We start from the raw sequence: 21986 nt of genomic DNA, 5'->3' as shown, positions 1-21986 counted from the left end.
AAGGAACCACCCATGCCCCGCCAACATGCCATCGAGGACTACCGTAACTTCGGTATCATGGCGCATATCGACGCCGGCAAGACCACGACGACCGAGCGCATCCTCTATTACACCGGCAAGAGCCACAAGATCGGCGAAGTGCACGAAGGTGCCGCGACGATGGACTGGATGGAGCAGGAGCAGGAGCGTGGCATCACGATCACCTCGGCTGCGACCACCGCGTTCTGGGCCGGCAAGCGCCTGAACATCATCGACACTCCCGGCCACGTCGACTTCACCATCGAGGTCGAGCGCAGCCTGCGCGTGCTCGACGGCGCCGTCTGCGTGCTCGACTCGAACCAGGGCGTCGAACCCCAGACCGAGACCGTCTGGCGCCAGGGCGACAAGTACAAGGTTCCGCGTATCGTCTTCGCCAACAAGATGGACAAGACCGGCGCCGACTTCTTCAAGTGCCTGTCCGACATCGTCGACCGCCTTGGCGCCAAGCCGATCGCGATCCAGCTTCCGATCGGCGCCGAGAACAACTTCAAGGGTCTCGTCGACCTCGTGAAGATGCAGGGCATCATCTGGAACGATGAATCGCTCGGCGCGAAGTTCGACTATGTCGACATTCCCGAGGATCTGGTCGAGCAAGCCAAGGAATATCGCGAGAAGATGGTGGAAGCCGCCGTCGAGCTCGACGACGACGCCATGGCCGCCTATCTCGACGGCAAGGAGCCGGACGAGGCGACGCTGAAGCGGCTGATCCGCAAGGCGGTGCTGACCGGCGCGTTCTATCCGGTGCTGTGCGGCTCGGCCTTCAAGAACAAGGGCGTGCAGCCGCTGCTCGACGCCGTCGTCGACTATCTGCCGTCGCCGATCGACGTGCCCGCGATCAAGGGCACCGACGACCGCGGCAACGAGGTCGTGCGCAAGGCGGACGACAAGGAGCCGCTGGCGCTACTCGCGTTCAAGATCATGGACGACCCGTTCGTCGGCACCATCACCTTCTGCCGCATCTATTCCGGCGTGCTGCAGAGCGGCACCGGCGTCGTGAACTCGACGCGCGAGAAGAAGGAGCGCATCGGGCGCATGCTGTTGATGCATGCGAACAACCGCGAAGACATCAAGGAAGCCTATGCCGGCGACATCGTAGCGCTGGCTGGCCTGAAGGAAGCGCGCACCGGTGACACGCTGTGCGATCCCGACAAGCAGGTGATCCTGGAGAAGATGGAATTCCCCGAGCCGGTCATCGAGATCGCGATCGAGCCGAAGTCCAAGGCCGACCAGGAAAAGCTGGGCGTGGCGCTGGCCAAGCTCGCCGCCGAGGATCCGTCCTTCCGCGTGTCGACCGACCAGGAGTCCGGCCAGACCATCCTCAAGGGCATGGGCGAGCTCCATCTCGACATCAAGGTCGACATTCTCAAGCGTACCTACAAGGTCGACGCCAACATCGGCGCCCCGCAGGTTGCGTTCCGTGAGCGCGTCACCAAGAGGGCCGAGGTCAAGTACACCCACAAGAAGCAGACCGGCGGCACCGGTCAGTTCGCGGAAGTGTCGATCGTGGTCGAGCCGAACGAGCCCGGCAAGGGCTACGAGTTCGAGTCCAAGATCGTCGGCGGTGCGGTTCCGAAGGAATACATCCCCGGCGTCGAAAAGGGCCTCAACAGCGTGATGAGCTCCGGCGTGGTCGCGGGCTTCCCCGTGGTCGACGTCAAGGTTCAGCTCGTCGACGGCAAGTATCACGACGTCGACTCGTCGGCGCTCGCCTTCGAAATCGCATCGCGCGCGGCATTCCGCGAAGCCTTGCAGAAGGGCAAGTCCGTCCTGCTCGAGCCGATCATGAAGGTCGAAGTCGTGACCCCGGAAGACTACACCGGCTCGGTCATCGGCGACCTGAATTCCCGGCGCGGTCAGATCCAGGGTCAGGACATGCGCGGCAACGCCAACGTCATCAACGCGATGGTGCCGCTCATGAACATGTTCGGTTACGTGAACAACCTGCGCTCGATGAGCCAGGGTCGCGCGACCTTCACCATGCAGTTCGACCACTACGCAGAAGCGCCGGCCAACGTGTCGGCAGAAGTCCAGAAGAAGTTTGCCTGATTGTCGTCGGTCTAAAGCTGACGATTGAACGGAGAGTCAAATGGCCAAAGCAAAGTTTGAACGTAACAAGCCGCACTGCAACATCGGCACCATCGGTCACGTCGACCATGGCAAGACGTCGCTGACCGCGGCGATCACCAAGGTTCTCGCCGAAGCCGGCGGTGCGACGTTCACCGCGTACGACCAGATCGACAAGGCGCCGGAAGAGAAGGCGCGTGGCATCACCATCTCGACCGCGCACGTCGAGTACGAGACGCCGAACCGCCACTACGCCCACGTCGACTGCCCCGGCCACGCCGACTACGTCAAGAACATGATCACCGGCGCCGCCCAGATGGACGGTGCGATCCTGGTCGTGTCGGCCGCTGACGGCCCGATGCCGCAGACCCGCGAGCACATCCTGCTCGCCCGCCAGGTCGGCGTGCCCGCGCTCGTCGTGTTCCTCAACAAGTGCGACATGGTCGACGATCCGGAGCTGCTCGAGCTCGTCGAGCTCGAAGTCCGCGAGCTGCTCTCCAAGTACGACTTCCCGGGCGACAAGATCCCGATCATCAAGGGCTCGGCGCTCGCCGCCCTCGAAGATTCCGACAAGAAGCTCGGCCACGACGCCATTCTCGAGCTGATGAAGAACGTCGACGAGTACATCCCGCAGCCGGAGCGTCCGATCGACCAGCCGTTCCTGATGCCGGTTGAAGACGTGTTCTCGATCTCGGGCCGCGGCACCGTCGTGACCGGCCGCGTCGAGCGCGGCATCGTCAAGGTCGGCGAGGAAATCGAGATCGTCGGTCTGCGCGCCACGCAGAAGACCACGGTCACCGGCGTCGAAATGTTCCGCAAGCTGCTCGATCAGGGCCAGGCCGGCGACAACATCGGTGCGCTGCTCCGCGGCACCAAGCGCGAAGACGTCGAGCGCGGCCAGGTGCTGTGCAAGCCGGGTTCGGTCAAGCCGCACACCAAGTTCAAGGCTGAGGCTTACATCCTCACCAAGGAAGAGGGCGGTCGCCACACCCCGTTCTTCACCAACTACCGTCCGCAGTTCTACTTCCGCACCACCGACGTGACCGGTGTCGTGCATCTGCCGGAAGGCACCGAGATGGTGATGCCGGGCGACAACATCGCGATGGAAGTGCACCTGATCGTGCCGATCGCGATGGAAGAGAAGCTCCGCTTCGCGATCCGCGAAGGCGGCCGCACCGTCGGCGCCGGCGTCGTCGCCTCGATCATCGAGTAACAAGCGAATAGGGAATGGTGAGTGGCGGATAGGGATTTCTGTTCGCTACTCGCTACTCGCCACTCTACTCAAAGAAAGCACGGCAATGAACGGCCAAAACATTCGTATCCGTCTCAAGGCGTTCGACCATCGTATCCTCGATACGTCGACCCGCGAGATCGTGAACACGGCGAAGCGCACCGGCGCGCAGGTCCGCGGACCCATTCCGCTGCCCACCCGCATCGAGAAGTTCACCGTCAACCGTTCGCCCCACGTCGACAAGAAGAGCCGCGAGCAGTTCGAGATGCGCACTCACAAGCGCCTGCTCGACATCGTCGATCCGACCCCGCAGACCGTCGATGCTTTGATGAAGCTCGACCTGGCCGCCGGTGTCGACGTCGAGATCAAGCTCTGAGCATGCCCCGAGAAGTGGGCACCGGTCTTCGGATCGGGTCGTGCTCACTTACGAAGATTAGCTAGTCCGCAAGGACAGAAAGAACAGGAAGCAAGCCGATGCGCTCCGGAGTGATCGCACAAAAGGTCGGGATGACGCGGGTCTTTACGGAGGCCGGCGAACATATCCCCGTGACCGTGCTGAAGCTCGGCAATTGCCAGGTCGTAGGCCACCGTACCGAAGAGAAGAACGGTTACGTCGCGCTCCAGCTCGGTTCTGGCAGCCGCAAGACCGTTTACATGCCCAAGGCGGAGCGCGGCCAGTTCGCGGTCGCCAAGGTCGAGCCGAAGCGGCGGGTCGAGGAATTCCGCGTCTCGCAGGACGCGATGATCCCCGTCGGCGCCGAGATCCTCGCGGATCACTTCGTCGTCGGTCAGTTCGTCGACGTCACCGGCACCTCGGTCGGTAAGGGGTTCGCCGGCGGCATGAAGCGCTGGAACTTCGGCGGTCTGCGCGCCACCCACGGCGTGTCGGTCTCGCACCGTTCGATCGGTTCGACCGGCGGCCGTCAGGACCCCGGCAAGACCTGGAAGAACAAGAAGATGCCCGGCCACATGGGTGTCGACCGCATCACCACGCTCAACCTTCGCGTCGTCCAGACCGATGTCGAGCGCGGCCTGATCCTCGTCGAAGGCGCCGTTCCCGGCTCCAAAGGCGGCTGGATCCGCGTGCGCGACGCCGTCAAGAAGCCGTTGCCGAAGGAAGCTCCGAAGCCCGGCAAGTTCAAGGTTGCTGGCGACGCGGACGCCGCTCCGGCTGCGCAGGAGGCGTGAGATGGAATTGAAGGTCACCACCCTCGAAGGTAAGGAAGCCGGCTCGGTCCAGCTCTCCGACACCATTTTCGGCCTTGAGCCGCGCCAGGACATCATTGCACGTTGCGTGCAGTGGCAGCTCAACAAGCGCCAGGCGGGCACGCACAAGGCCAAGGGCCGCGCCGAGATCTGGCGCACCGGCAAGAAGATGTACAAGCAGAAGGGCACCGGCGGTGCTCGTCACGGCTCGGCCCGCGTGCCGCAGTTCCGCGGCGGCGGTCGTGCCTTCGGTCCGGTGGTGCGTTCGCACGCCACCGACCTGCCGAAGAAGGTCCGCGCGCTCGCTCTGAAGCATGCGCTCTCGGCCAAGGCCAAGGACGGCGATCTCGTCGTGATCGACAAGGCCGCGCTGGAAGCCGCCAAGACCAAGGCGCTGCTCGGTCACTTCTCGGGTCTGGGCTTGACCAACGCGCTGATCATCGATGGTGCCGAGCTCAACAACGGTTTTGCCGCTGCGGCCCGCAACATCCCGAACATGGACGTGCTGCCGATCCAGGGCATCAACGTCTACGACATCCTGCGCCGTCAGAAGCTCGTTCTGACCAAGGCCGCCATCGATGCGCTGGAGGCGCGCTTCAAATGACGAAGAACATCGAGGCTCGCCACTACGACGTGATCGTCGCGCCGGTCGTGACCGAAAAGGCGACGATTGCCTCCGAGCATAACAAGGTGCTGTTCAAGGTCGCCGCGAAGGCGACCAAACCGCAGATCAAGGAAGCGATCGAGAAGCTGTTCGACGTCAAGGTCAAGAGCGTCAACACGCTGGTCCGCAAGGGCAAGACCAAGGTCTTCCGCGGCAATCTCGGCTCGCAGTCGAACACCAAGCGCGCGATCGTGACCCTCGAAGAGGGCCACCGGATCGACGTCACCACCGGTCTGTAAGGTCGTACGACGATGGCACTGAAGAAATTCAACCCCACGACGCCGGGCCAGCGCCAGCTGGTCATGGTCGATCGTTCGGCCCTCTACAAGGGCAAGCCGGTCAAGGCGCTCACCGAGGGCAAGCATTCCTCGGGCGGCCGCAACAACACCGGCCGCATCACCGTGCGCTTCCGTGGCGGCGGTCACAAGAAGACGCTGCGCACCGTCGATTTCAAGCGCGAGAAGATCGACGTCCCCGCGACCGTCGAGCGGCTCGAGTATGATCCGAACCGCACCGGCTTCATCGCGCTGATCAAGTATCAGGACGGCGAGCAGGCCTACATCCTGGCGCCGCAGCGCCTGGCCGTGGGCGACACCATCGTCGCCGGCAACTACGTCGACGTGAAGCCGGGCAACGTCATGCCGCTCGGCAACATGCCGGTCGGCACGATCATCCACAACATCGAGGTCAAGATCGGGAAGGGCGGCCAGCTCGCCCGTTCCGCCGGCACCTACGCCCAGCTCGTCGGCCGCGACCAGGACTACGTCATCATCCGCCTGAATTCGGGCGAGCAGCGCCTGGTGCACGGCCGTTGCCGCGGCACGATCGGCGCGGTGTCGAACCCGGATCACATGAACACCTCGATCGGCAAGGCCGGTCGCAAGCGTTGGATGGGCCGTCGCCCGCACAATCGCGGTGTCGCGATGAACCCGATCGACCATCCGCACGGCGGTGGTGAAGGTCGTACCTCGGGCGGCCGCCACCCGGTCACGCCGTGGGGCAAGCCGACCAAGGGCAAGAAGACCCGCACCAACAAGTCGACAAACAAATTCATTCTCCTAAGCCGCCACAAGCGGAAGAAGTAAGGAACGCCGGACATGGTTCGTTCAGTCTGGAAAGGCCCGTTCGTCGAGGGTTCTCTGCTCAAGAAGGCAGATGCCGCGCGCGCGTCCGGCCGTCACGACGTCATCAAGATCTGGAGCCGTCGCTCGACGATCCTGCCGCAATTCGTCGGCCTGACCTTCGGCGTCTACAACGGTCAGAAGCACGTGCCGGTGGCCGTCAACGAGGAAATGGTCGGTCACAAGTTCGGCGAGTTCTCGCCGACCCGGACCTTCCATGGCCACTCCGGCGACAAGAAAGCCAAGAAGGCTTGAGGATTAAACGATGAGCAAACCTAAGCGCGAACGGAGCCTCGCCGACAACGAGGCCAAGGCGGTCGCCCGGATGCTGCGGGTGAGCCCGCAGAAGCTCAACCTGGTCGCCCAGCTCATTCGCGGCCGGAAGGCTGCTGCTGCGCTCGCCGATCTGCAGTTTTCGCGCAAGCGGATCGCGGTCGACGTCAAGAAGTGCCTGGAATCGGCCATCGCCAACGCCGAGAACAACCACGACCTCGACGTCGACGATCTCGTCGTGGCGCAGGCCTTCGTCGGCAATGGTCTCGTCATGAAGCGCTTCGCAGCTCGCGGCCGTGGCCGCTCGGGCCGGGTCTACAAACCATTTTCGCAGCTGACGATCATCGTTCGTCAGGTCGAAGCTGAAGCCGCCGCTTAAGGGCGCAGGAGAACACGATGGGTCAAAAGATCAATCCGATCGGTCTGCGCCTCGGCATCAACCGTACCTGGGATTCCCGCTGGTTCGCCGGCAAGCAGGAATACGGCAAGCTGCTGCACGAGGACGTCAAGATCCGTGAGATCCTGCACAAGGAGCTCAAGCAGGCGGCCGTCGCCCGCATCGTCATCGAGCGTCCGCACAAGAAGTGCCGCGTCACCATCCACTCGGCCCGTCCGGGCGTGGTGATCGGCAAGAAGGGCGCCGACATCGACAAGCTGCGCAAGCGGGTCGCGGACATCACCTCGTCCGACGTCGTCATCAACATCGTCGAAATCCGCAAGCCGGAGCTCGATGCGACGCTGGTGGCCGAATCGATCGCCCAGCAGCTGGAGCGCCGCGTGGCGTTCCGCCGGGCCATGAAGCGCGCCGTGCAGTCGGCGATGCGTCTCGGCGCGGAAGGCATCCGCATCAACTGCTCGGGTCGTCTGGGCGGTGCGGAAATCGCGCGTATGGAATGGTACCGCGAAGGTCGCGTGCCGCTGCACACGCTGCGCGCCGACATCGACTACGGCGTTGCGACCGCGTTCACGACCTTCGGCACCTGCGGCGTCAAGGTCTGGATCTTCAAGGGCGAGATCCTCGAGCACGATCCGATGGCCCAGGACAAGAGAATGGCCGAAGGCGAGACGGGCGGTAGTGGTGATCGTGGTGGCCGTCAGCGCCGCGACACGGCTGCAGCCTAAAGCCGCACAGGAATTTGAGGGCTCAAAGCCATGATGCAACCTAAGAAAACGAAGTTCCGGAAGGCGCACAAGGGCCGCATCCACGGCGTTGCGTCTTCGGGCGCGACGTTGGCGTTCGGCCAGTTCGGCCTGAAGGCGACCGAGCCTGAGCGCGTCACCGCGCGCCAGATCGAAGCCGCTCGCCGCGCGCTGACCCGCCACATGAAGCGCGCCGGCCGCGTCTGGATCCGCGTGTTCCCGGACGTTCCGGTGTCGAAGAAGCCGGCCGAAGTCCGCATGGGCTCCGGCAAGGGGTCGCCGGAATTGTGGGTCGCGCGCGTCAAGCCGGGCCGGGTGCTGTTCGAGATCGACGGCGTCAACACCCAGACGGCGCGTGAGGCGCTGACCCTGGCGGCCGCCAAGCTGCCGATCAAGACGCGCTTCGTCGAGCGCATTGCGGAGTAATGGCCATGGCCCAGATGAAGATCGAAGACATCCGCGCGATGAGCCCCGACCAGCAGGATGACGCCATCCTGAACCTGAAGAAGGAGCGCTTCAACCTGCGCTTCCAGCGCGCCACCGGGCAGCTCGAGAACACCTCGCGCCTGCGCGAGGCCCGCCGTGACATCGCCCGGATCAAGACCGTCGCCGCGCAGACGCGCGCCAAGAAGAAGTAAGAGGCTTACGAAGATGCCGAAACGTACTTTGCAGGGCGTGGTCGTCAGCGACAAGCAGGCCAAGACCATCGTGGTGCGCGTCGACCGCCGCTTCACGCACCCGATCTACAAGAAGACGATCCGCCGTTCGAAGAACTACCACGCGCACGACGAGAGCAACGAGTTCAAGCCGGGCGACATGGTGTGGATCGAGGAATCGAAGCCGATTTCGAAATTGAAGCGCTGGGTCGTGATCCGGGGCGAGCACAAGAAAAGCGCCTGATCTGTTGGCTTTAGCCGACTGACTTCAGGGAAATGTTGAGCGCCGGCTGGGCTGGCGCAAAGAGAAGAGGACGAGGTGCATCAATGATTCAGATGCAGACCAACCTCGACGTGGCCGACAATTCTGGCGCACGCCGTGTCATGTGTATCAAGGTGCTCGGAGGCTCCAAGCGCCGCTACGCCACGATCGGCGACATCATCGTCGTCTCGATCAAGGAAGCAATTCCGCGTGGCAAGGTGAAGAAGGGCGACGTGATGAAGGCCGTCGTGGTGCGCGTCCGCAAGGACATCCGCCGCGCCGACGGTTCGGTCATCCGCTTCGACCGCAACGCCGCCGTGCTGATCAACAATCAGTCCGAGCCGGTCGGCACCCGTATCTTCGGGCCCGTGCCGCGCGAGCTGCGCGCCAAGAACCACATGAAGATCATCTCGCTCGCGCCGGAGGTGCTGTGATGGCTGCGAAGATCCGCAAGGGCGACAAGGTCGTCGTGCTGACCGGTCGCGACAAGGGCCGGACCGGCGAAGTATTCGAAGTGCGTCCCGACGCCGGCACGGCGCTGGTGCGCGGCATCAACATGGTCAAGCGTCATCAGAAGCAGACGCAGGCCCAGGAGGGCGGCATCATCTCCAAGGAGTCGCCGATCCAACTGTCCAACATCGCGTATGTCGGCAAGGACGGAAAGCCGACCCGCGTCGGATTCAAGATTCTGGCGGACGGCAAGAAGGTCCGCATCGCCAAGAGCTCGGGAGCTGAGATCGATGGCTGAGGCCGCTTACACCCCGCGCCTGCGCGCGGAATACGACGCGAAGATCCGCACGGCTCTGACCGAGAAGTTCGGTTATGAGAACGTCATGCAGGTTCCGCGCCTGGACAAGGTCGTGCTGAACATGGGCGTCGGCGACAGCGTCAACGACCGCAAGAAGGCCGAGACCGCCGCTGCCGAGCTGACCCAGATCGCCGGCCAGAAGGCGATCGTGACCTATTCGCGGATCGCGATCGCGACCTTCAAGCTGCGTGAGAACCAGCCGATCGGCTGCAAGGTCACGCTGCGCAAGGCCCGCATGTACGAGTTCATCGATCGCCTGGTCACGGTCGCGCTGCCGCGCGTCCGCGACTTCCGCGGCCTGAACCCGAAGAGCTTCGATGGCCGCGGCAATTACTCGCTCGGCATCAAGGAGCACATCATTTTCCCCGAGATCGACTTCGACAAGGTCACGGAAGCCCGCGGTATGGACATCACCGTCTGCACCACGGCCAAGACCGACGAAGAGGCGAGGGCCTTGTTGACCGCTTTCAATTTCCCGTTCCGGCAGTGAGACGCTGACCTAAAGCCTCTCAAACGCGGATACCCAGGAGCCAAGCATGGCAAAGAAGAGTTCAGTCGAGAAGAACAACCGGCGCAAGCGGATGGTGAAGAACGCCGCCGCCAAGCGCGAGCGGTTGAAGGCGATCATCGCCGACAAGACGCTGCCGATGGAGGAGCGGTTCGCCGCGACCCTGAAGCTGGCGGAAATGCCGCGCAACTCGTCGGCGACCCGCATCCGCCTGCGTTGCGAGCTGTCGGGTCGTCCGCGCTCGAACTACCGCAAGAACAAGCTGTCCCGTATCGCGCTGCGCGAACTTGGCTCCAAGGGCATGGTCCCGGGCCTCGTGAAGTCCAGCTGGTAAGGAGGGTCGTTTAGATGTCCACGCACGATCCAATCAGCGATCTGATCACCCGTATCCGCAATGCGCAGATGCGCTCGAAGAGCAAGGTCTCCACGCCCGGCTCGAAGATGCGCGAGAACGTGCTCGAGGTCCTCAAGACCGAGGGTTACATCCGCGGCTACGCCACGCTCGAGCATTCCTCGGGCCGCAGCGAGATCGAGATCGAGCTGAAGTATTTCGACGGCGAACCCGTCATCCGCGAGATCGAACGTGTCTCCAAGCCCGGGCGCCGCGTGTACGCCTCGGTGAAGAACCTGCCGCGGGTCAACAACGGGCTCGGCATTTCGGTGTTGTCGACGCCGAAGGGGATCATGGCCGACCACAGCGCGCGCGACGCGAATGTGGGCGGTGAAGTCCTCTTCACGGTGTTCTGAGAAGGATTTTTCATCCATGTCACGTGTTGGCAAAAGGCCTGTGGCGGTGCCGTCGGGTGTTACCGCGACCGTCGATGGGCAGACCGTCAAGATGAAGGGGCCGAAGGGCCAGCTTCAGTTCGTCGTCCATGACGACGTCGAGGTGAAGCTCGAGAGCGGCCAGATCAAGGTTCAGCCGCGCTTCGAGACCAATCGCGCGCGTGCCCTGTACGGGACCGCTCGCGCCCAGGTCGCGAATCTGGTCGAAGGCGTCACCAAGGGCTTCGAGAAGAAGCTCGAGATCACCGGCGTCGGCTACCGCGCCGCGATGCAGGGCAAGAACCTGCAGCTCGCGCTCGGTTACAGCCACGACGTGGTCTATGCGATCCCGGAAGGGATCACGATCACGGTGCCGAAGCCGACCGAGATCACGGTGTCGGGCAGCGACATCCAGCGTGTCGGCCAGGTCGCGGCCGAGATCCGCAGCTATCGCCCGCCGGAGCCCTATAAGGGCAAGGGTGTGAAGTATGTTGGCGAATTCATCTTCCGCAAGGAAGGCAAGAAGAAGTAACGGAGCCGGTCATGTCCAAAGCCAAGGTTACCAATGCCCGGCGCAAGCGGAGTGTGCGGCTGAAGCTGCGCCGCTCCGGTGGTGGTCGTCCGCGTCTGTCGGTGTTCCGCTCGTCCAAGCACATCTACGCCCAGGTCATCGACGACCTGAAGGGCGAGACGCTGGCCTCTGCCTCCTCGCTCGAGAAGTCGATGCGCGACGGCGGCAAGACCGGCGCCGACATCGATGCGGCGAAGGCGGTCGGCAAGCTGCTGGCCGAGCGCGCCGCCGAGAAGGGTGTCAAGGAAGTCGTGTTCGATCGCGGCAGCTACCTCTATCACGGGCGCGTCAAGGCTCTCGCCGACGCTGCGCGCGAGAGTGGGCTGAGCTTCTAACGGAATTTGAGGATTGAGGCGTAAGCCTCTGAAGGATTGGAAAAACCATGGCAGCTGAACGCGAACAACGTGGTGGACGCGATCAACGCGGCGGCGGACGTGAACGCAGGGAGCGCGAGGAGCGCGACAGCGAGTTCGTCGACAAGCTCGTCCACATCAATCGCGTGGCCAAGGTCGTCAAGGGCGGCAAGCGCTTCGGTTTCGCAGCGCTGGTCGTGATCGGCGACCAGAAGGGCCGCGCCGGCTTCGGTCACGGCAAGGCGCGCGAAGTGCCCGAGGCGATCCGCAAGGCCACCGAATCCGCCAAGCGCAACCTGACCCGCGTGTCGCTGCGCGAGGGCCGTACGCTGCATCACGACATCGCCGGCCGTCATGGCGCGGGCCGCGTTTACCTGCGTGCAGCGCCGGCCGGTACCGGCATCATCGCCGGCGGTCCGATGCGCGCCGTGTTCGAGACGCTCGGCGTCCAGGACGTGGTGGCGAAGTCGATCGGCTCGTCGAACCCCTACAACATGGTTCGTGCGACCTTCGACGCGCTGAAGCACCAGGACTCGCCGCGCTCGGTCGCTGCCCGCCGCAATATCAAGGTGTCCACCCTCCAGTCCCGCCGTATCGGTGGCGACGCCGAGGCGGCTGCCGACTAACGGAAGCTTTTCGGAGTAGACTCCCATGGCCAAGGCCGCAAAGACGATCAAGCTCGAGCAGACCGGCAGCGCGATCCGCCGCCATCACTCGCAGCGCTCGACGCTGATCGGGCTCAAGCTCAACAAGATCGGCCGCACCAGCGAACTGCCGGATACCCCGGCGGTCCGTGGCATGATCGAGAAGGTTCACCATCTCGTCCGCATCGTCGACGAGAAGTAAGCAAAGGCGCACGATCCCGAACGGCGGGCTACCCGTTTTCGGCGAAGATCAGGCGCAAGACACAAGGAGAAGGGCGATGAAGCTCAGCGATATCGCCGACAACGCCGGCTCGCGCAAGAAGCGTATGCGCGTCGGCCGCGGCATCGGTTCGGGCAAGGGCAAGCAGTCCGGCCGCGGCGGCAAGGGCCAGACCGCGCGTTCCGGCGTGCGCATCAAGGGTTTCGAAGGCGGCCAGATGCCGATGCATCGCCGCCTGCCCAAGCGCGGCTTCAACAACATCTTCCGCGTCGAGTTCGCCGAGATCAATCTCGACCGGCTCCAGGAAGCGGTCGATGCCAAGAAGATCGACGCCGGCAGCGTCGTGAACGTCGAGGCCCTGGTGAAGGGCGGCGTGCTGCGCCGCGCCAAGGGCGGCCTGCGGCTGCTCGGCCGTGGCGAGCTCAAGTCCAAGCTCAACATCGAAGTCCACGGCGCCAGCAAGACCGCGATCGAAGCGGTCGAGAAGGCCGGCGGATCGGTGAAGATTCTCGCCCCTGCCAAGGAAGAAGGCGAGGCGGCGTAACAACTGCGTCATCGGCCCGCGGCGCGCGGGCCTTTACGTATGTGGGACGATGGACTTATCGAAGCCGAGCCCCAGATAATGTCCGGTGTCCGGTATAATGTAGCCCGGCCGCGGGCATGACGGCGCGATAGGCGGCGGGAGAAAGTCCAAGATGGCCTCTGCAGCGGAACAACTGGCAGCCAATCTCAATTTCAGTGCGTTCGCCAAGGCTGACGAACTGAAGAAGCGCATCTGGTTCACCCTGGGTGCGCTGCTCGTTTATCGGCTCGGGACCTATATCCCGCTTCCGGGCATCGATCCCAATGTCTGGGAGCAGGTATTCCGCTCGCAGGCGGGCGGCATCCTCGGCATGTTCAACATGTTCGCCGGCGGCGGCATCCACCGCATGGCGATCTTCGCGCTGAACATCATGCCGTATATCTCGGCCTCGATCATCATCCAGCTCCTCACCACCGTCTCGCCGCAACTCGAGGCGCTGAAGAAGGAGGGCGAGTCCGGCCGCAAGCTGCTGAACCAGTACACCCGCTATCTCACCGTGATCCTGGCCGCGTTCCAGTCTTACGGCATCGCGGTCGGCCTCGAAGGCGCCGGCAACGTCGTCAGCGAGCCCGGCATGTTCTTCCGCCTCTCGACCGCGATCACGCTGACCGGCGGCACCATGTTCCTGATGTGGCTCGGCGAGCAGATCACCTCGCGCGGCATCGGCAACGGCATTTCGCTGATCATTCTCGCCGGCATCGTCGCCGAGTTGCCCGCGGCGCTCGCCAACATGCTCGAACTCGGCCGTCAGGGCGCGATGTCGACCGGCCTGATCCTGGTCGTCATCATCATGGCCGTCGCCGTGATCGCCTTCATCGTGTTCATGGAGCGCGCGCAGCGCCGCCTCCTGATCCAGTATCCGAAGCGCCAGGTCGGCAACAAGATGTTCGAGGGCCAGTCCTCGCATCTGCCGCTCAAGCTCAACACCTCCGGCGTGATCCCGCCGATCTTCGCGTCCTCGCTGCTGCTGCTGCCGACGACGGTCGCGAATTTCAACGCGGGCAGCGGGCCGGAATGGTTCCAGTGGATCACCACCCAGCTCGGCCACGGCCGTCCGCTGTTCCTGTTCATGTATCTGGCGCTGATCGTCTTCTTCGCCTTCTTCTACACCGCGATCGTGTTCAACCCGACCGAGACCGCGGACAATCTGAAGAAGCACGGCGGCTTCATTCCGGGCATCCGGCCCGGCGAGCGCACCGCGGAATATATCGACTATGTGCTCTCGCGCGTCACCGTGCTCGGCGCGATCTATCTGGCGATCGTCTGCTTGATCCCGGAGATCCTGATCTCGTACGCCTCGGTGCCGTTCTACTTCGGCGGCACCTCGCTGCTGATCGTCGTCAGCGTCACCATGGATACGGTGGCGCAGGTGCAGGGCTATCTGCTGGCGCACCAGTATGAAGGTCTGATCCGGAAGTCGAAGCTGCGCGGCCGCCGCCGCTAAAGGCGGCGTGCTCTGAAGGCGGCGCGAACCGCGCCGCCGATTCGCCGCGCAAGCAGCGCGCGGTCTCTGAGGCGACCGCTCGGTCGCTTCGGCAGAGCTGCTCTCACTGCTCTGCAATCACTGATTTCAAAGCCCTTCTTGGCGTCCACCCATCTGCTGCCCTATGGTAGGGTAGCGGTGCAGCGCCGATTGTGGTTTGCACTGTTCGCGATTTTTCAAACACGGGTGCGCGACGTATCGCTCACCAATCCGGGGGGCGTACGCCGATGAGAATTATACTTCTGGGACCGCCGGGGTCGGGCAAGGGGACGCAGGCGCAGCTGCTGGTGCAGCGCTACGGCATCGTCCAGCTCTCGACCGGCGACATGCTGCGTGCTGCGGTGGCGGCCGGAACGCCGGTCGGGCTGAAGGCCAAGGAGATCATGGCCAGCGGCGGCCTCGTGCCCGACGAGGTCGTGGTCGGAATCATCTCCGATCGCATCGACCAGCCGGACGCCAAGAACGGTTTCATCCTCGACGGCTTCCCGCGCACCGTGCCGCAGGCCGAAGCGCTGGACGAGCTGCTCAAGGACAAGCGCCTCAAGCTCGACGCCGTGATCGAGCTCCGCGTCAACGAGAGCGCGCTCCTGCACCGTGTCGAGACCCGCGTCGCCCAGATGCGGGAGCGCGGCGAGGAGGTCCGGCTCGACGACACGCCGGAGGTCCTGACCAAGCGACTCGCCAGCTACCGCAGTCAGACGGAACCGCTGATTCACTACTATTCCGAGCGCCGGAAGCTCTCCACCATCGACGGCATGATGGCCATCGACGAGGTCACCCGCGCCATCGATCGCCAGCTCCAGGCATTGGGCGCGGCTGACGCCAAGATGCAGGCCAAGGAAGCCACCAAGGCCAAGACCAGGAGCGCGGCCAGGGCCGCCCCCGCCAAGAAGGCCAAGGCGGCGAAGAAATCGGCCAAAAAGGCGGTGAAAACAGCCAAAAAGGCCGCCAAACCGGCCAAATCCGCCAAAAAGGCGGCCAAGAAGGCCGTCAAGGGTCGCAAGACGGCGGCCAAGAAGACCGTCAAGAAAGCGGTGAAGAAGGCCGCCAAGAAGACGGCCAAGAAGGCGGTCAAGAAAGGTGCCAGGAAGGCTGCAAAAAAGGTCACGAAAAAGCGAGCCAAGCGCTAGCAGCGGTTGACGAAAGCCCCCGGAATCCCCTAATAAGCCCCGCATCCAAGTCGGATAGTTTCAGACGATGCCGGGCCCCAGGAAGACCGGGGGAGGGCGTCGTGTTCGCGTTTGTGAACACCTGCCCGAGAACACAAGCACTTAAAGCCCGATCCTGACGAGGATCGGCAACAGGAGAGAAGGCCGTGGCCCGTATTGCCGGCGTGAACATTCCCACCAACAAGCGCGTGCTGATCGCGCTCCAGTACATCCATGGCATCGGTCAGAAGATCGCCAGTGAGATCCTGGAGAAGGTGAAGATCCCCGTGGATCGTCGCGTCAATCAGCTCAGCGACGCTGAAGTGCTCCAGATCCGCGAAGTGATCGACCGCGACTATCTCGTCGAGGGCGACCTGCGCCGCGAGGTCGGTATCAACATCAAGCGTCTGATGGACCTCGGCTGCTATCGCGGTCTGCGTCATCGTCGCGGTCTGCCGGTGCGCGGCCAGCGCACCCACACCAATGCGCGCACGCGCAAGGGTCCGGCGAAAGCCATCGCCGGCAAGAAGAAGTAAGTTTTCGAATCTAGTCGCGGCGTGCGGCGAACCGGGGATGCCCGTTCGCCGCGCGCCTTTCGTTCCACAGGTGTAGCCGCTGGCATTACGGCGGCGTTTGAGATCTTCAGGAAAGGGACTCAATGGGCAAGGAAGCCACCCGCGTTCGTCGTCGTGAGCGCAAGAACATCGCCTCCGGCGTCGCGCACGTGAACTCGTCGTTCAACAACACGACCATCACCATCACCGACGCGCAGGGCAACACGATCGCCTGGTCGTCCGCCGGCACGATGGGCTTCAAGGGCTCGCGCAAGTCGACCCCGTACGCCGCGCAGGTTGCCGCCGAGGACGTGTCCAAGAAGGCGCAGGAGCACGGCATGCGGACGCTGGAAGTCGAAGTCGCCGGTCCCGGTTCGGGCCGCGAATCGGCGCTCCGCGCGCTTCAGGCCGCCGGCTTCACCGTCACCTCGATCCGCGACGTGACCACGATCCCGCACAACGGTTGCCGTCCGCGCAAGCGTCGTCGCGTCTGATTTTTACGAGTTGCGGGCGCATCGGCGCCCGCAATGACTTTGCAAGAAGCCGTGGGTGCGACCTGCGGCCTTTCTCCAACGCCAGTGTCTGCAATGGCAGTTCGACTGGCCTGTATGGGTGAAACAGTGACGATCCAGAAAAATTGGCAAGAACTGATTCGGCCGAACAAGCTCCAGGTTACGCCCGGCAGCGATTCCTCGCGGTTCGCGACGATCGTCGCCGAGCCGCTCGAGCGTGGCTTCGGCCAGACGCTCGGCAATGCGCTGCGCCGCATCCTGCTCTCCTCGCTCCAGGGCGCGGCGGTGCAGTCGGTGCACATCGACGGCGTGCTGCACGAGTTCTCCTCGATCGCGGGCGTCCGTGAGGACGTCACCGACATCGTGCTCAACATCAAGGACATCTCGATCAAGATGCAGGGCGAAGGCCCCAAGCGCATGGTCGTGAAGAAGCAGGGCCCGGGCGTCGTCACCGCCGGTGACATCCAGACCGTCGGCGACGTCGTCGTGCTCAACCCGGACCTGCAGATCTGCACCCTCGACGAGGGCGCCGAGATCCGCATGGAGTTCACGGTCGCCACCGGCAAGGGCTACGTGCCCGCCGAGCGCAACCGTCCCGAGGATGCGCCGATCGGCCTGATCCCGGTCGACAGCCTGTACTCGCCGGTCCGCAAGGTCTCCTACAAGGTCGAGAACACCCGCGAGGGCCAGATCCTCGACTACGACAAGCTGACCATGACGATCGAGACCAACGGCGCGATCTCGCCGGATGACTCGGTGGCTTACGCCGCCCGCATCCTGCAGGACCAGCTCAACGTCTTCGTCAACTTCGAAGAGCCGCGCAAGGAAGTCGCCCAGGAGATCATCCCGGACCTCGCCTTCAACCCGGCCTTCCTCAAGAAGGTGGACGAGCTCGAGCTGTCGGTGCGTTCGGCCAACTGCCTGAAGAACGACAACATCGTCTATATCGGCGACCTCGTGCAGAAGAGCGAAGCCGAAATGCTCCGTACCCCGAACTTCGGCCGCAAGTCGCTGAACGAGATCAAGGAAGTGCTGGCCCAGATGGGTCTGCATCTCGGCATGGAAGTGCCGGGCTGGCCGCCGGAGAACATCGACGAGCTCGCCAAGCGCTTCGAGGATCATTACTGAGCGAATGGCGAGTAGGGAGTGGCGAATAGGGGAAGAAGATCTATTCGCTACTCACCATTCGCCACTCGCGCCCCAGGGCGAACGCAGGCAGCCCACCTGAAACCAGTCGCTGAACCACCGCGACACAATCGAGAAGGACTACTCACATGCGTCACGGCAAGGTTCATCGGAAGCTCAACCGCACGGCCGAGCACCGCAAGGCGATGTTCGCCAACATGGCGGCCGCGCTGATCAAGCACGAGCAGATCGTCACCACGCTGCCGAAGGCCAAGGAGCTTCGTCCGATCGTCGAGAAGCTCGTCACCCTCGGCAAGAAGGGCGGTCTGTCGCTGCGCCGCCAGGCGATCTCGGAGCTGCGCGACGTCGACATGGTCAAGAAGCTCTTCGACACGCTGGCGACCCGCTACAAGGACCGCCAGGGCGGCTACACCCGCATCATCAAGGCCGGCTTCCGCTACGGCGACAACGCCGCGATGGCCGTGATCGAGTTTGTCGACCGCGACGTCGATGCCAAGGGCCAGGATTCCGGCCCCGTGCAGGAAAAGGAAGCCGAGGCGGCGTAAGCCACTCAGCGGATATGGATTGAAAACGGCGCCCTCGGGCGCCGTTTTTGCGTCTGGGACCGGCGCAGATGCGCGGGACTATTCCTCCTTGATCCCCGACTTTTGCGCGATGTCCTTCATGTCGGCGGTCTCCTTGCCGATCGCTCCGGCCCAATCGCTGTAGCGCGCGAAGCCGGGCTCGAAGCCGACCTTGGCGAAGCGCTCGGCCACGGCGGGATTTTTGATCGTCTCCTCCAGCGTTGCAGAGAGCTTGTCGCGAACGGCCGGCGGCAGGCCCTTGGGAGCGACCACGGCGCCCCATGAGGCGAAGTCGATGTTGCCATAGCCGAGCTCGGCGAGTGTCGGCACGTCAGGCAGGAACGGCGTGCGCTTGGCCGAGAACGCGGCGAGCACCTTGACGGTCCCCGCCTCGATCTGCGGCTTGACCGCGATCACCGTGTCGACGTGGTACTGGATGTGCTTGCCGATGAGGTCGTTCATCGCCGGCGCGCTGCCCTTGTAGGGCAGGTGGACCATCTTGATCCCGGCCGCCGATTTGAACAATTCGCCGGCAAAGTGCGAGACGGTCGCGACGCCGAAGGATGCCAACGAGAGCTTGTCGGGATTGGCCTTGGCTTCAGCGACGAGCGCAGCCACGTCCTTGACCGGATTGTCCTTGTAGGTGACCAGCACCAGCGTGATCTTGCCGACCTGGCCGAGCGGCTCGAAATCCTTGGCCGCGTCGTAAGGCACGGTTTCCTTGACGGCTGCCGGCAGCGTGAAGCTCGAGTTCGAGCTGAAGAACAGGGTGTATCCGTCCGGCGCCGCTCGCGCGACTTCCTTGGCCGCAATCGTGGTGCCGCCGCCGGGGCGGTTGATGATGATCACGGGCTTGCCGAGCCGCGTCTCCAGCTCGCCGCCGATGATGCGCGCCACCACGTCGGAGGCGCCGCCGGGCGGGAAGGGGACGACCAATTGCAGGGCCTTGTCCGGATAGACCGCTTGCGCTGGCGCGAGCGAATTGCTGCCCATCAGGCCGAGCAACCCGAGCGCAACAGTGAGGGCGGTTCTCTTCATCGCTTGGTCCTTCCGTGTTCGCATGAGCGAAGATGCTCGGGTCTGGATTAGCAATAATCATTCCACCTGCGGTCGAGCTGGGGCGAGGGATCCCATTGCTGCCGGAACAGCGTCCGAGCGTCTCACTGATTGGTGAGCTCCGATTGCGGGCCGGTCCACCGCGACCGATATCCCCGTCATCGATCTGATGGAGATATTACATGAACATCGACCTTTCCGGAAAAACCGCCCTGGTGACCGGCTCGACCGCAGGCATCGGCCACGCCATCGCCAAAGGCCTGGCGGCCTCCGGCGCCAGCGTCGTGATCAACGGCCGCGGCCAGGACAAGGTCGATGCCGCCGTGCGCAAGCTGGAAGGGACGGGCGCCGGGGTTCGCGGCATCGCCGCCGACGTCTCGACCGCCTCGGGTTGCAAGGCGCTCGTGGCGGCGCTGCCGGAGGTCGACATCCTCGTCAACAATGCCGGCATCTTCGAGCCCAAGGACTTCTTCGACATTCCCGATGAGGACTGGAGCCGCTTCTTCGAGGTCAACGTCATGAGCGGCGTGCGGCTGTCGCGGGCCTACATGAAGGGCATGCTCCAGCGCAATTGGGGCCGCATCGTCTTCATCTCCTCGGAGTCCGGGCTGAACATTCCGGTCGAGATGATCCATTACGGCATGACCAAGACGGCGCAGCTCTCGGTCGCCCGCGGCCTGGCGCAGCTCACCCGCGGCACGGGTGTCACCGTCAATTCCGTGCTGCCGGGCCCGACCATGTCGGAGGGCGTCGAAACTTTCGTGAAGGATCTCGCCAGGCAGAACGGCCAGTCGGTGGACGAGGCCGCCGCCAATTTCGTCAAGCAGCATCGGCCGAGCTCGCTGCTCCAGCGCTTTGCCAGCGTCGACGAGATTGCCAACATGGTGGTCTACGTCGCCTCGAAGCAGGCGTCCGCCACCAACGGCGCGGCGCTGCGCGCAGAAGGCGGTATCGTCAACACCATTGCCTGAGGCCGCGCATGACAGCCTATGTGGTCTCTGAAGTCGAGATGCGCGACGCGGGCGGATTTGAAGCCTATCGCAGGCTTGCCGCGAAGACGATCGCACACTACGGCGGACGCTATCTCGTCCGTGGTGGCAAGGCCGAGCTTGCCGAAGGCAACCTCCCAGCGAAGGCGATCGTCATCGTCGAATTTCCGTCGATGGCGAGGCTGAAGGAATGGTACGCCTCGCCGGAATATGCCGAGGCGTTGAAGTTGCGCCGGACGGCGCTCGAACGGCGGCTGCTGTTCGTCGAGGGCATGCCGGAAGCGTGACTGCCGTAGGGTGGGCAAAGCGAAGCGTGCCCACGCACTTTTTGCGGCCGAGCGAGATGGTGGGCCACGGCGCAAGTGCGCCTTTGCCCACCCTGCTACGCGTTCGCCTACCATCCCTCCAGCACGATCTTGCCGCGCGATTTGCCGCTCTCGAGCAGCGCATGCGCGCGTTTGAGGTTGGCGGCGTTGATCGTGCCGAAGGTCTGGTCGAGCGTGGTGCGCAGCACGCCCTTGTCGATGAGGTCGGCGACGTCGTTCAGCAGATGATGCTGCGCGATCATGTCTGCCGTCTGGAACGAGGAGCGCGTGAACATCGATTCCCAGTGCACCGAGATCGCCTTGCCCTTGAACGTGCTCATGGTGAATTCCGGAGGATCGTCGATCAGGCCGAACTTGCCCTGCGGCGCCATGAAGTCCGCGATCGCCTTGTAGTGCTGTTCAGTGAAAGTGAGGCTCGCTACCAGCGCGACCGGCGGCAGCTTGAGCTTCTCGATCTGCTCCTTCATCGGCTTGCCGTGGTCGATCACGGCATGCGCGCCGAGATCGAGGCACCATGTCCGCGATTCCGGCCGCGTCGCGGTGGCGAGCACCGTGAGGCCGGTGAGGCGGCGGGCAAGCTGGATCAGGATCGAGCCGACGCCGCCGGCGCCGCCGGTGATCAGCAGCGTGCGCGGATCGACGCTCTTGCCAGGCACCGCGCCGAGCCGGTCGAACAGCAATTCCCAGGCGGTGATGGAGGTGAGGGGAAGGGCGGCTGCTTGCGCGAAGGACAGGCTCTTCGGCTTGTTGCCGACGATGCGTTCGTCGACCAGGTGGAATTCGGCATTGGTGCCCTGGCGCAGGATCGAGCCGGCGTAAAACACCTCGTCGCCCGGCTTGAACAACGTTACCTCGGGCCCGACGGCATCGACCACGCCGGCTGCGTCATAGCCCAGGATCTTGGTCTCGCCCTCGGGCGGGGCTGCGCGCTTGCGAACCTTGTAATCGACCGGATTGGCCGAGATCGCCTTTACGGCGACGCGGATGTCGCGCCCCTTGGGCTCCGGTTTTGCGGTCTCGAAATCGAACAGCGAATCCGCGTCCTCGATCGGAAGCGATTTCTTGTAGCCGACGGCCTTCATGGCTTGTCTCCATCAGATG

The 21986-nt window shown here is 63.8% G+C and carries 33 protein-coding genes; 31 read left to right on the top strand and 2 right to left on the bottom strand.

Annotation, left to right across the window (positions count from 1 at the left end; genetic code table 11):
- The first annotated feature begins 12 nt into the window (after window positions 1-12).
- From fusA to rplQ, 29 genes are all read left to right on the top strand, one after another.
- Entirely contained in the window at window positions 13-2085 is a 2073-nt protein-coding gene (gene fusA / locus WI560_RS18780) for an elongation factor G (protein ID WP_375304355.1), read from the top strand.
- A 40-nt stretch (window positions 2086-2125) separates the two neighbouring features.
- Window positions 2126-3316: an elongation factor Tu gene (gene tuf / locus WI560_RS18775; RefSeq protein ID WP_008136415.1), complete on the top strand. Its 1191-nt coding sequence runs from the start codon at window positions 2126-2128 to the stop codon at window positions 3314-3316.
- 85 nt (window positions 3317-3401) lie between these two features.
- The gene (gene rpsJ / locus WI560_RS18770; protein WP_002712302.1) at window positions 3402-3710 is read left to right on the top strand and encodes a 30S ribosomal protein S10; all 309 of its coding nucleotides are present in this window, start codon (window positions 3402-3404) and stop codon (window positions 3708-3710) included.
- Between the two features lie 98 nt (window positions 3711-3808).
- Window positions 3809-4522 (top strand): 50S ribosomal protein L3, encoded by a 714-nt coding sequence (gene rplC, locus WI560_RS18765; RefSeq protein WP_257180542.1) that lies wholly within the window; start codon window positions 3809-3811, stop codon window positions 4520-4522.
- A 1-nt stretch (window position 4523) separates the two neighbouring features.
- Window positions 4524-5144 (top strand): 50S ribosomal protein L4, encoded by a 621-nt coding sequence (gene rplD / locus WI560_RS18760; protein ID WP_074116741.1) that lies wholly within the window; start codon window positions 4524-4526, stop codon window positions 5142-5144.
- Complete coding sequence (locus tag WI560_RS18755; protein WP_028137022.1) at window positions 5141-5443, top strand: 50S ribosomal protein L23; 303 nt, start codon at window positions 5141-5143, stop codon at window positions 5441-5443. Before rplD ends, WI560_RS18755 begins: the two co-directional genes overlap by 4 nt.
- A gap of 12 nt (window positions 5444-5455) precedes the next feature.
- On the top strand, window positions 5456-6289 hold the full coding sequence (gene rplB, locus WI560_RS18750; protein WP_126258105.1) for a 50S ribosomal protein L2: 834 nt from the start codon (window positions 5456-5458) through the stop codon (window positions 6287-6289).
- Window positions 6290-6301: 12 nt separating this feature from the next.
- Entirely contained in the window at window positions 6302-6580 is a 279-nt protein-coding gene (gene rpsS / locus WI560_RS18745) for a 30S ribosomal protein S19 (RefSeq protein WP_008136357.1), read from the top strand.
- Between the two features lie 10 nt (window positions 6581-6590).
- Window positions 6591-6977 (top strand): 50S ribosomal protein L22, encoded by a 387-nt coding sequence (gene rplV, locus WI560_RS18740; protein ID WP_028137020.1) that lies wholly within the window; start codon window positions 6591-6593, stop codon window positions 6975-6977.
- A 17-nt stretch (window positions 6978-6994) separates the two neighbouring features.
- Window positions 6995-7720: a 30S ribosomal protein S3 gene (gene rpsC, locus WI560_RS18735; RefSeq protein ID WP_018647246.1), complete on the top strand. Its 726-nt coding sequence runs from the start codon at window positions 6995-6997 to the stop codon at window positions 7718-7720.
- 30 nt (window positions 7721-7750) lie between these two features.
- Window positions 7751-8164 (top strand): 50S ribosomal protein L16, encoded by a 414-nt coding sequence (gene rplP / locus WI560_RS18730; RefSeq protein ID WP_008136349.1) that lies wholly within the window; start codon window positions 7751-7753, stop codon window positions 8162-8164.
- 5 nt (window positions 8165-8169) lie between these two features.
- Window positions 8170-8376, top strand: a complete 207-nt coding sequence (gene rpmC / locus WI560_RS18725) for a 50S ribosomal protein L29 (RefSeq protein ID WP_011088144.1) — start codon at window positions 8170-8172, stop codon at window positions 8374-8376.
- A gap of 13 nt (window positions 8377-8389) precedes the next feature.
- Window positions 8390-8638 (top strand): 30S ribosomal protein S17, encoded by a 249-nt coding sequence (rpsQ, locus tag WI560_RS18720; RefSeq protein ID WP_007603028.1) that lies wholly within the window; start codon window positions 8390-8392, stop codon window positions 8636-8638.
- Window positions 8639-8721: 83 nt separating this feature from the next.
- Entirely contained in the window at window positions 8722-9090 is a 369-nt protein-coding gene (rplN, locus tag WI560_RS18715) for a 50S ribosomal protein L14 (RefSeq protein ID WP_007603030.1), read from the top strand.
- Window positions 9090-9404, top strand: a complete 315-nt coding sequence (rplX, locus tag WI560_RS18710; protein ID WP_007603031.1) for a 50S ribosomal protein L24 — start codon at window positions 9090-9092, stop codon at window positions 9402-9404. Before rplN ends, rplX begins: the two co-directional genes overlap by 1 nt.
- Entirely contained in the window at window positions 9397-9954 is a 558-nt protein-coding gene (gene rplE, locus WI560_RS18705) for a 50S ribosomal protein L5 (RefSeq protein WP_018647250.1), read from the top strand. The genes rplX and rplE overlap by 8 nt, the downstream gene beginning before the upstream one ends.
- A gap of 46 nt (window positions 9955-10000) precedes the next feature.
- The gene (rpsN, locus tag WI560_RS18700) at window positions 10001-10306 is read left to right on the top strand and encodes a 30S ribosomal protein S14 (protein ID WP_028137018.1); all 306 of its coding nucleotides are present in this window, start codon (window positions 10001-10003) and stop codon (window positions 10304-10306) included.
- 14 nt (window positions 10307-10320) lie between these two features.
- Complete coding sequence (gene rpsH / locus WI560_RS18695) at window positions 10321-10719, top strand: 30S ribosomal protein S8 (protein ID WP_028137017.1); 399 nt, start codon at window positions 10321-10323, stop codon at window positions 10717-10719.
- Window positions 10720-10735: 16 nt separating this feature from the next.
- Window positions 10736-11269 (top strand): 50S ribosomal protein L6, encoded by a 534-nt coding sequence (gene rplF / locus WI560_RS18690; RefSeq protein ID WP_257195841.1) that lies wholly within the window; start codon window positions 10736-10738, stop codon window positions 11267-11269.
- 11 nt (window positions 11270-11280) lie between these two features.
- Window positions 11281-11643 (top strand): 50S ribosomal protein L18, encoded by a 363-nt coding sequence (gene rplR / locus WI560_RS18685; RefSeq protein WP_007603036.1) that lies wholly within the window; start codon window positions 11281-11283, stop codon window positions 11641-11643.
- A 47-nt stretch (window positions 11644-11690) separates the two neighbouring features.
- On the top strand, window positions 11691-12287 hold the full coding sequence (gene rpsE / locus WI560_RS18680; RefSeq protein WP_014494507.1) for a 30S ribosomal protein S5: 597 nt from the start codon (window positions 11691-11693) through the stop codon (window positions 12285-12287).
- 25 nt (window positions 12288-12312) lie between these two features.
- Window positions 12313-12507 (top strand): 50S ribosomal protein L30, encoded by a 195-nt coding sequence (gene rpmD / locus WI560_RS18675; RefSeq protein WP_011088137.1) that lies wholly within the window; start codon window positions 12313-12315, stop codon window positions 12505-12507.
- Between the two features lie 76 nt (window positions 12508-12583).
- Window positions 12584-13069, top strand: a complete 486-nt coding sequence (gene rplO / locus WI560_RS18670) for a 50S ribosomal protein L15 (protein ID WP_028137015.1) — start codon at window positions 12584-12586, stop codon at window positions 13067-13069.
- A gap of 151 nt (window positions 13070-13220) precedes the next feature.
- Window positions 13221-14552 (top strand): preprotein translocase subunit SecY, encoded by a 1332-nt coding sequence (secY, locus tag WI560_RS18665; RefSeq protein ID WP_375304354.1) that lies wholly within the window; start codon window positions 13221-13223, stop codon window positions 14550-14552.
- 266 nt (window positions 14553-14818) lie between these two features.
- The gene (locus WI560_RS18660) at window positions 14819-15721 is read left to right on the top strand and encodes an adenylate kinase (RefSeq protein WP_375304353.1); all 903 of its coding nucleotides are present in this window, start codon (window positions 14819-14821) and stop codon (window positions 15719-15721) included.
- Between the two features lie 185 nt (window positions 15722-15906).
- Window positions 15907-16275 (top strand): 30S ribosomal protein S13, encoded by a 369-nt coding sequence (gene rpsM / locus WI560_RS18655; RefSeq protein ID WP_028137012.1) that lies wholly within the window; start codon window positions 15907-15909, stop codon window positions 16273-16275.
- A gap of 122 nt (window positions 16276-16397) precedes the next feature.
- Complete coding sequence (rpsK, locus tag WI560_RS18650) at window positions 16398-16787, top strand: 30S ribosomal protein S11 (RefSeq protein ID WP_007603045.1); 390 nt, start codon at window positions 16398-16400, stop codon at window positions 16785-16787.
- A 114-nt stretch (window positions 16788-16901) separates the two neighbouring features.
- Complete coding sequence (locus WI560_RS18645) at window positions 16902-17933, top strand: DNA-directed RNA polymerase subunit alpha (protein ID WP_049820165.1); 1032 nt, start codon at window positions 16902-16904, stop codon at window positions 17931-17933.
- Window positions 17934-18079: 146 nt separating this feature from the next.
- On the top strand, window positions 18080-18496 hold the full coding sequence (gene rplQ / locus WI560_RS18640; protein ID WP_025036979.1) for a 50S ribosomal protein L17: 417 nt from the start codon (window positions 18080-18082) through the stop codon (window positions 18494-18496).
- 78 nt (window positions 18497-18574) lie between these two features.
- Here rplQ and WI560_RS18635 read toward each other — a convergent pair whose 3' ends face one another.
- Window positions 18575-19552, bottom strand: coding sequence for a Bug family tripartite tricarboxylate transporter substrate binding protein (locus WI560_RS18635; RefSeq protein WP_375304352.1), 978 nt, complete (start codon window positions 19550-19552; stop codon window positions 18575-18577).
- Window positions 19553-19752: 200 nt separating this feature from the next.
- Between WI560_RS18635 and WI560_RS18630 the strand changes: the two genes are divergently transcribed.
- Together WI560_RS18630 and WI560_RS18625 are read left to right on the top strand one after the other, a co-directional pair.
- Complete coding sequence (locus tag WI560_RS18630) at window positions 19753-20541, top strand: SDR family NAD(P)-dependent oxidoreductase (protein ID WP_375304351.1); 789 nt, start codon at window positions 19753-19755, stop codon at window positions 20539-20541.
- Between the two features lie 8 nt (window positions 20542-20549).
- Window positions 20550-20846 carry a DUF1330 domain-containing protein gene (locus tag WI560_RS18625; protein ID WP_375304350.1) on the top strand — a complete coding sequence of 99 codons (297 nt, stop codon included), beginning with the start codon at window positions 20550-20552 and terminating at the stop codon, window positions 20844-20846.
- Window positions 20847-20953: 107 nt separating this feature from the next.
- Here WI560_RS18625 and WI560_RS18620 read toward each other — a convergent pair whose 3' ends face one another.
- Window positions 20954-21967: a zinc-binding alcohol dehydrogenase family protein gene (locus WI560_RS18620; RefSeq protein WP_375304349.1), complete on the bottom strand. Its 1014-nt coding sequence runs from the start codon at window positions 21965-21967 to the stop codon at window positions 20954-20956.
- Window positions 21968-21986 lie beyond the last annotated feature (19 nt).

Origin of the sequence: Bradyrhizobium sp. A11, from assembly GCF_042077125.1 — a bacterium.
Taxonomy (GTDB): domain Bacteria; phylum Pseudomonadota; class Alphaproteobacteria; order Rhizobiales; family Xanthobacteraceae; genus Bradyrhizobium; species Bradyrhizobium japonicum_B.
The sequence above is the reverse complement of the archived record's forward strand: the minus strand, read 5'-3'. Positions and strand labels throughout refer to the sequence as shown.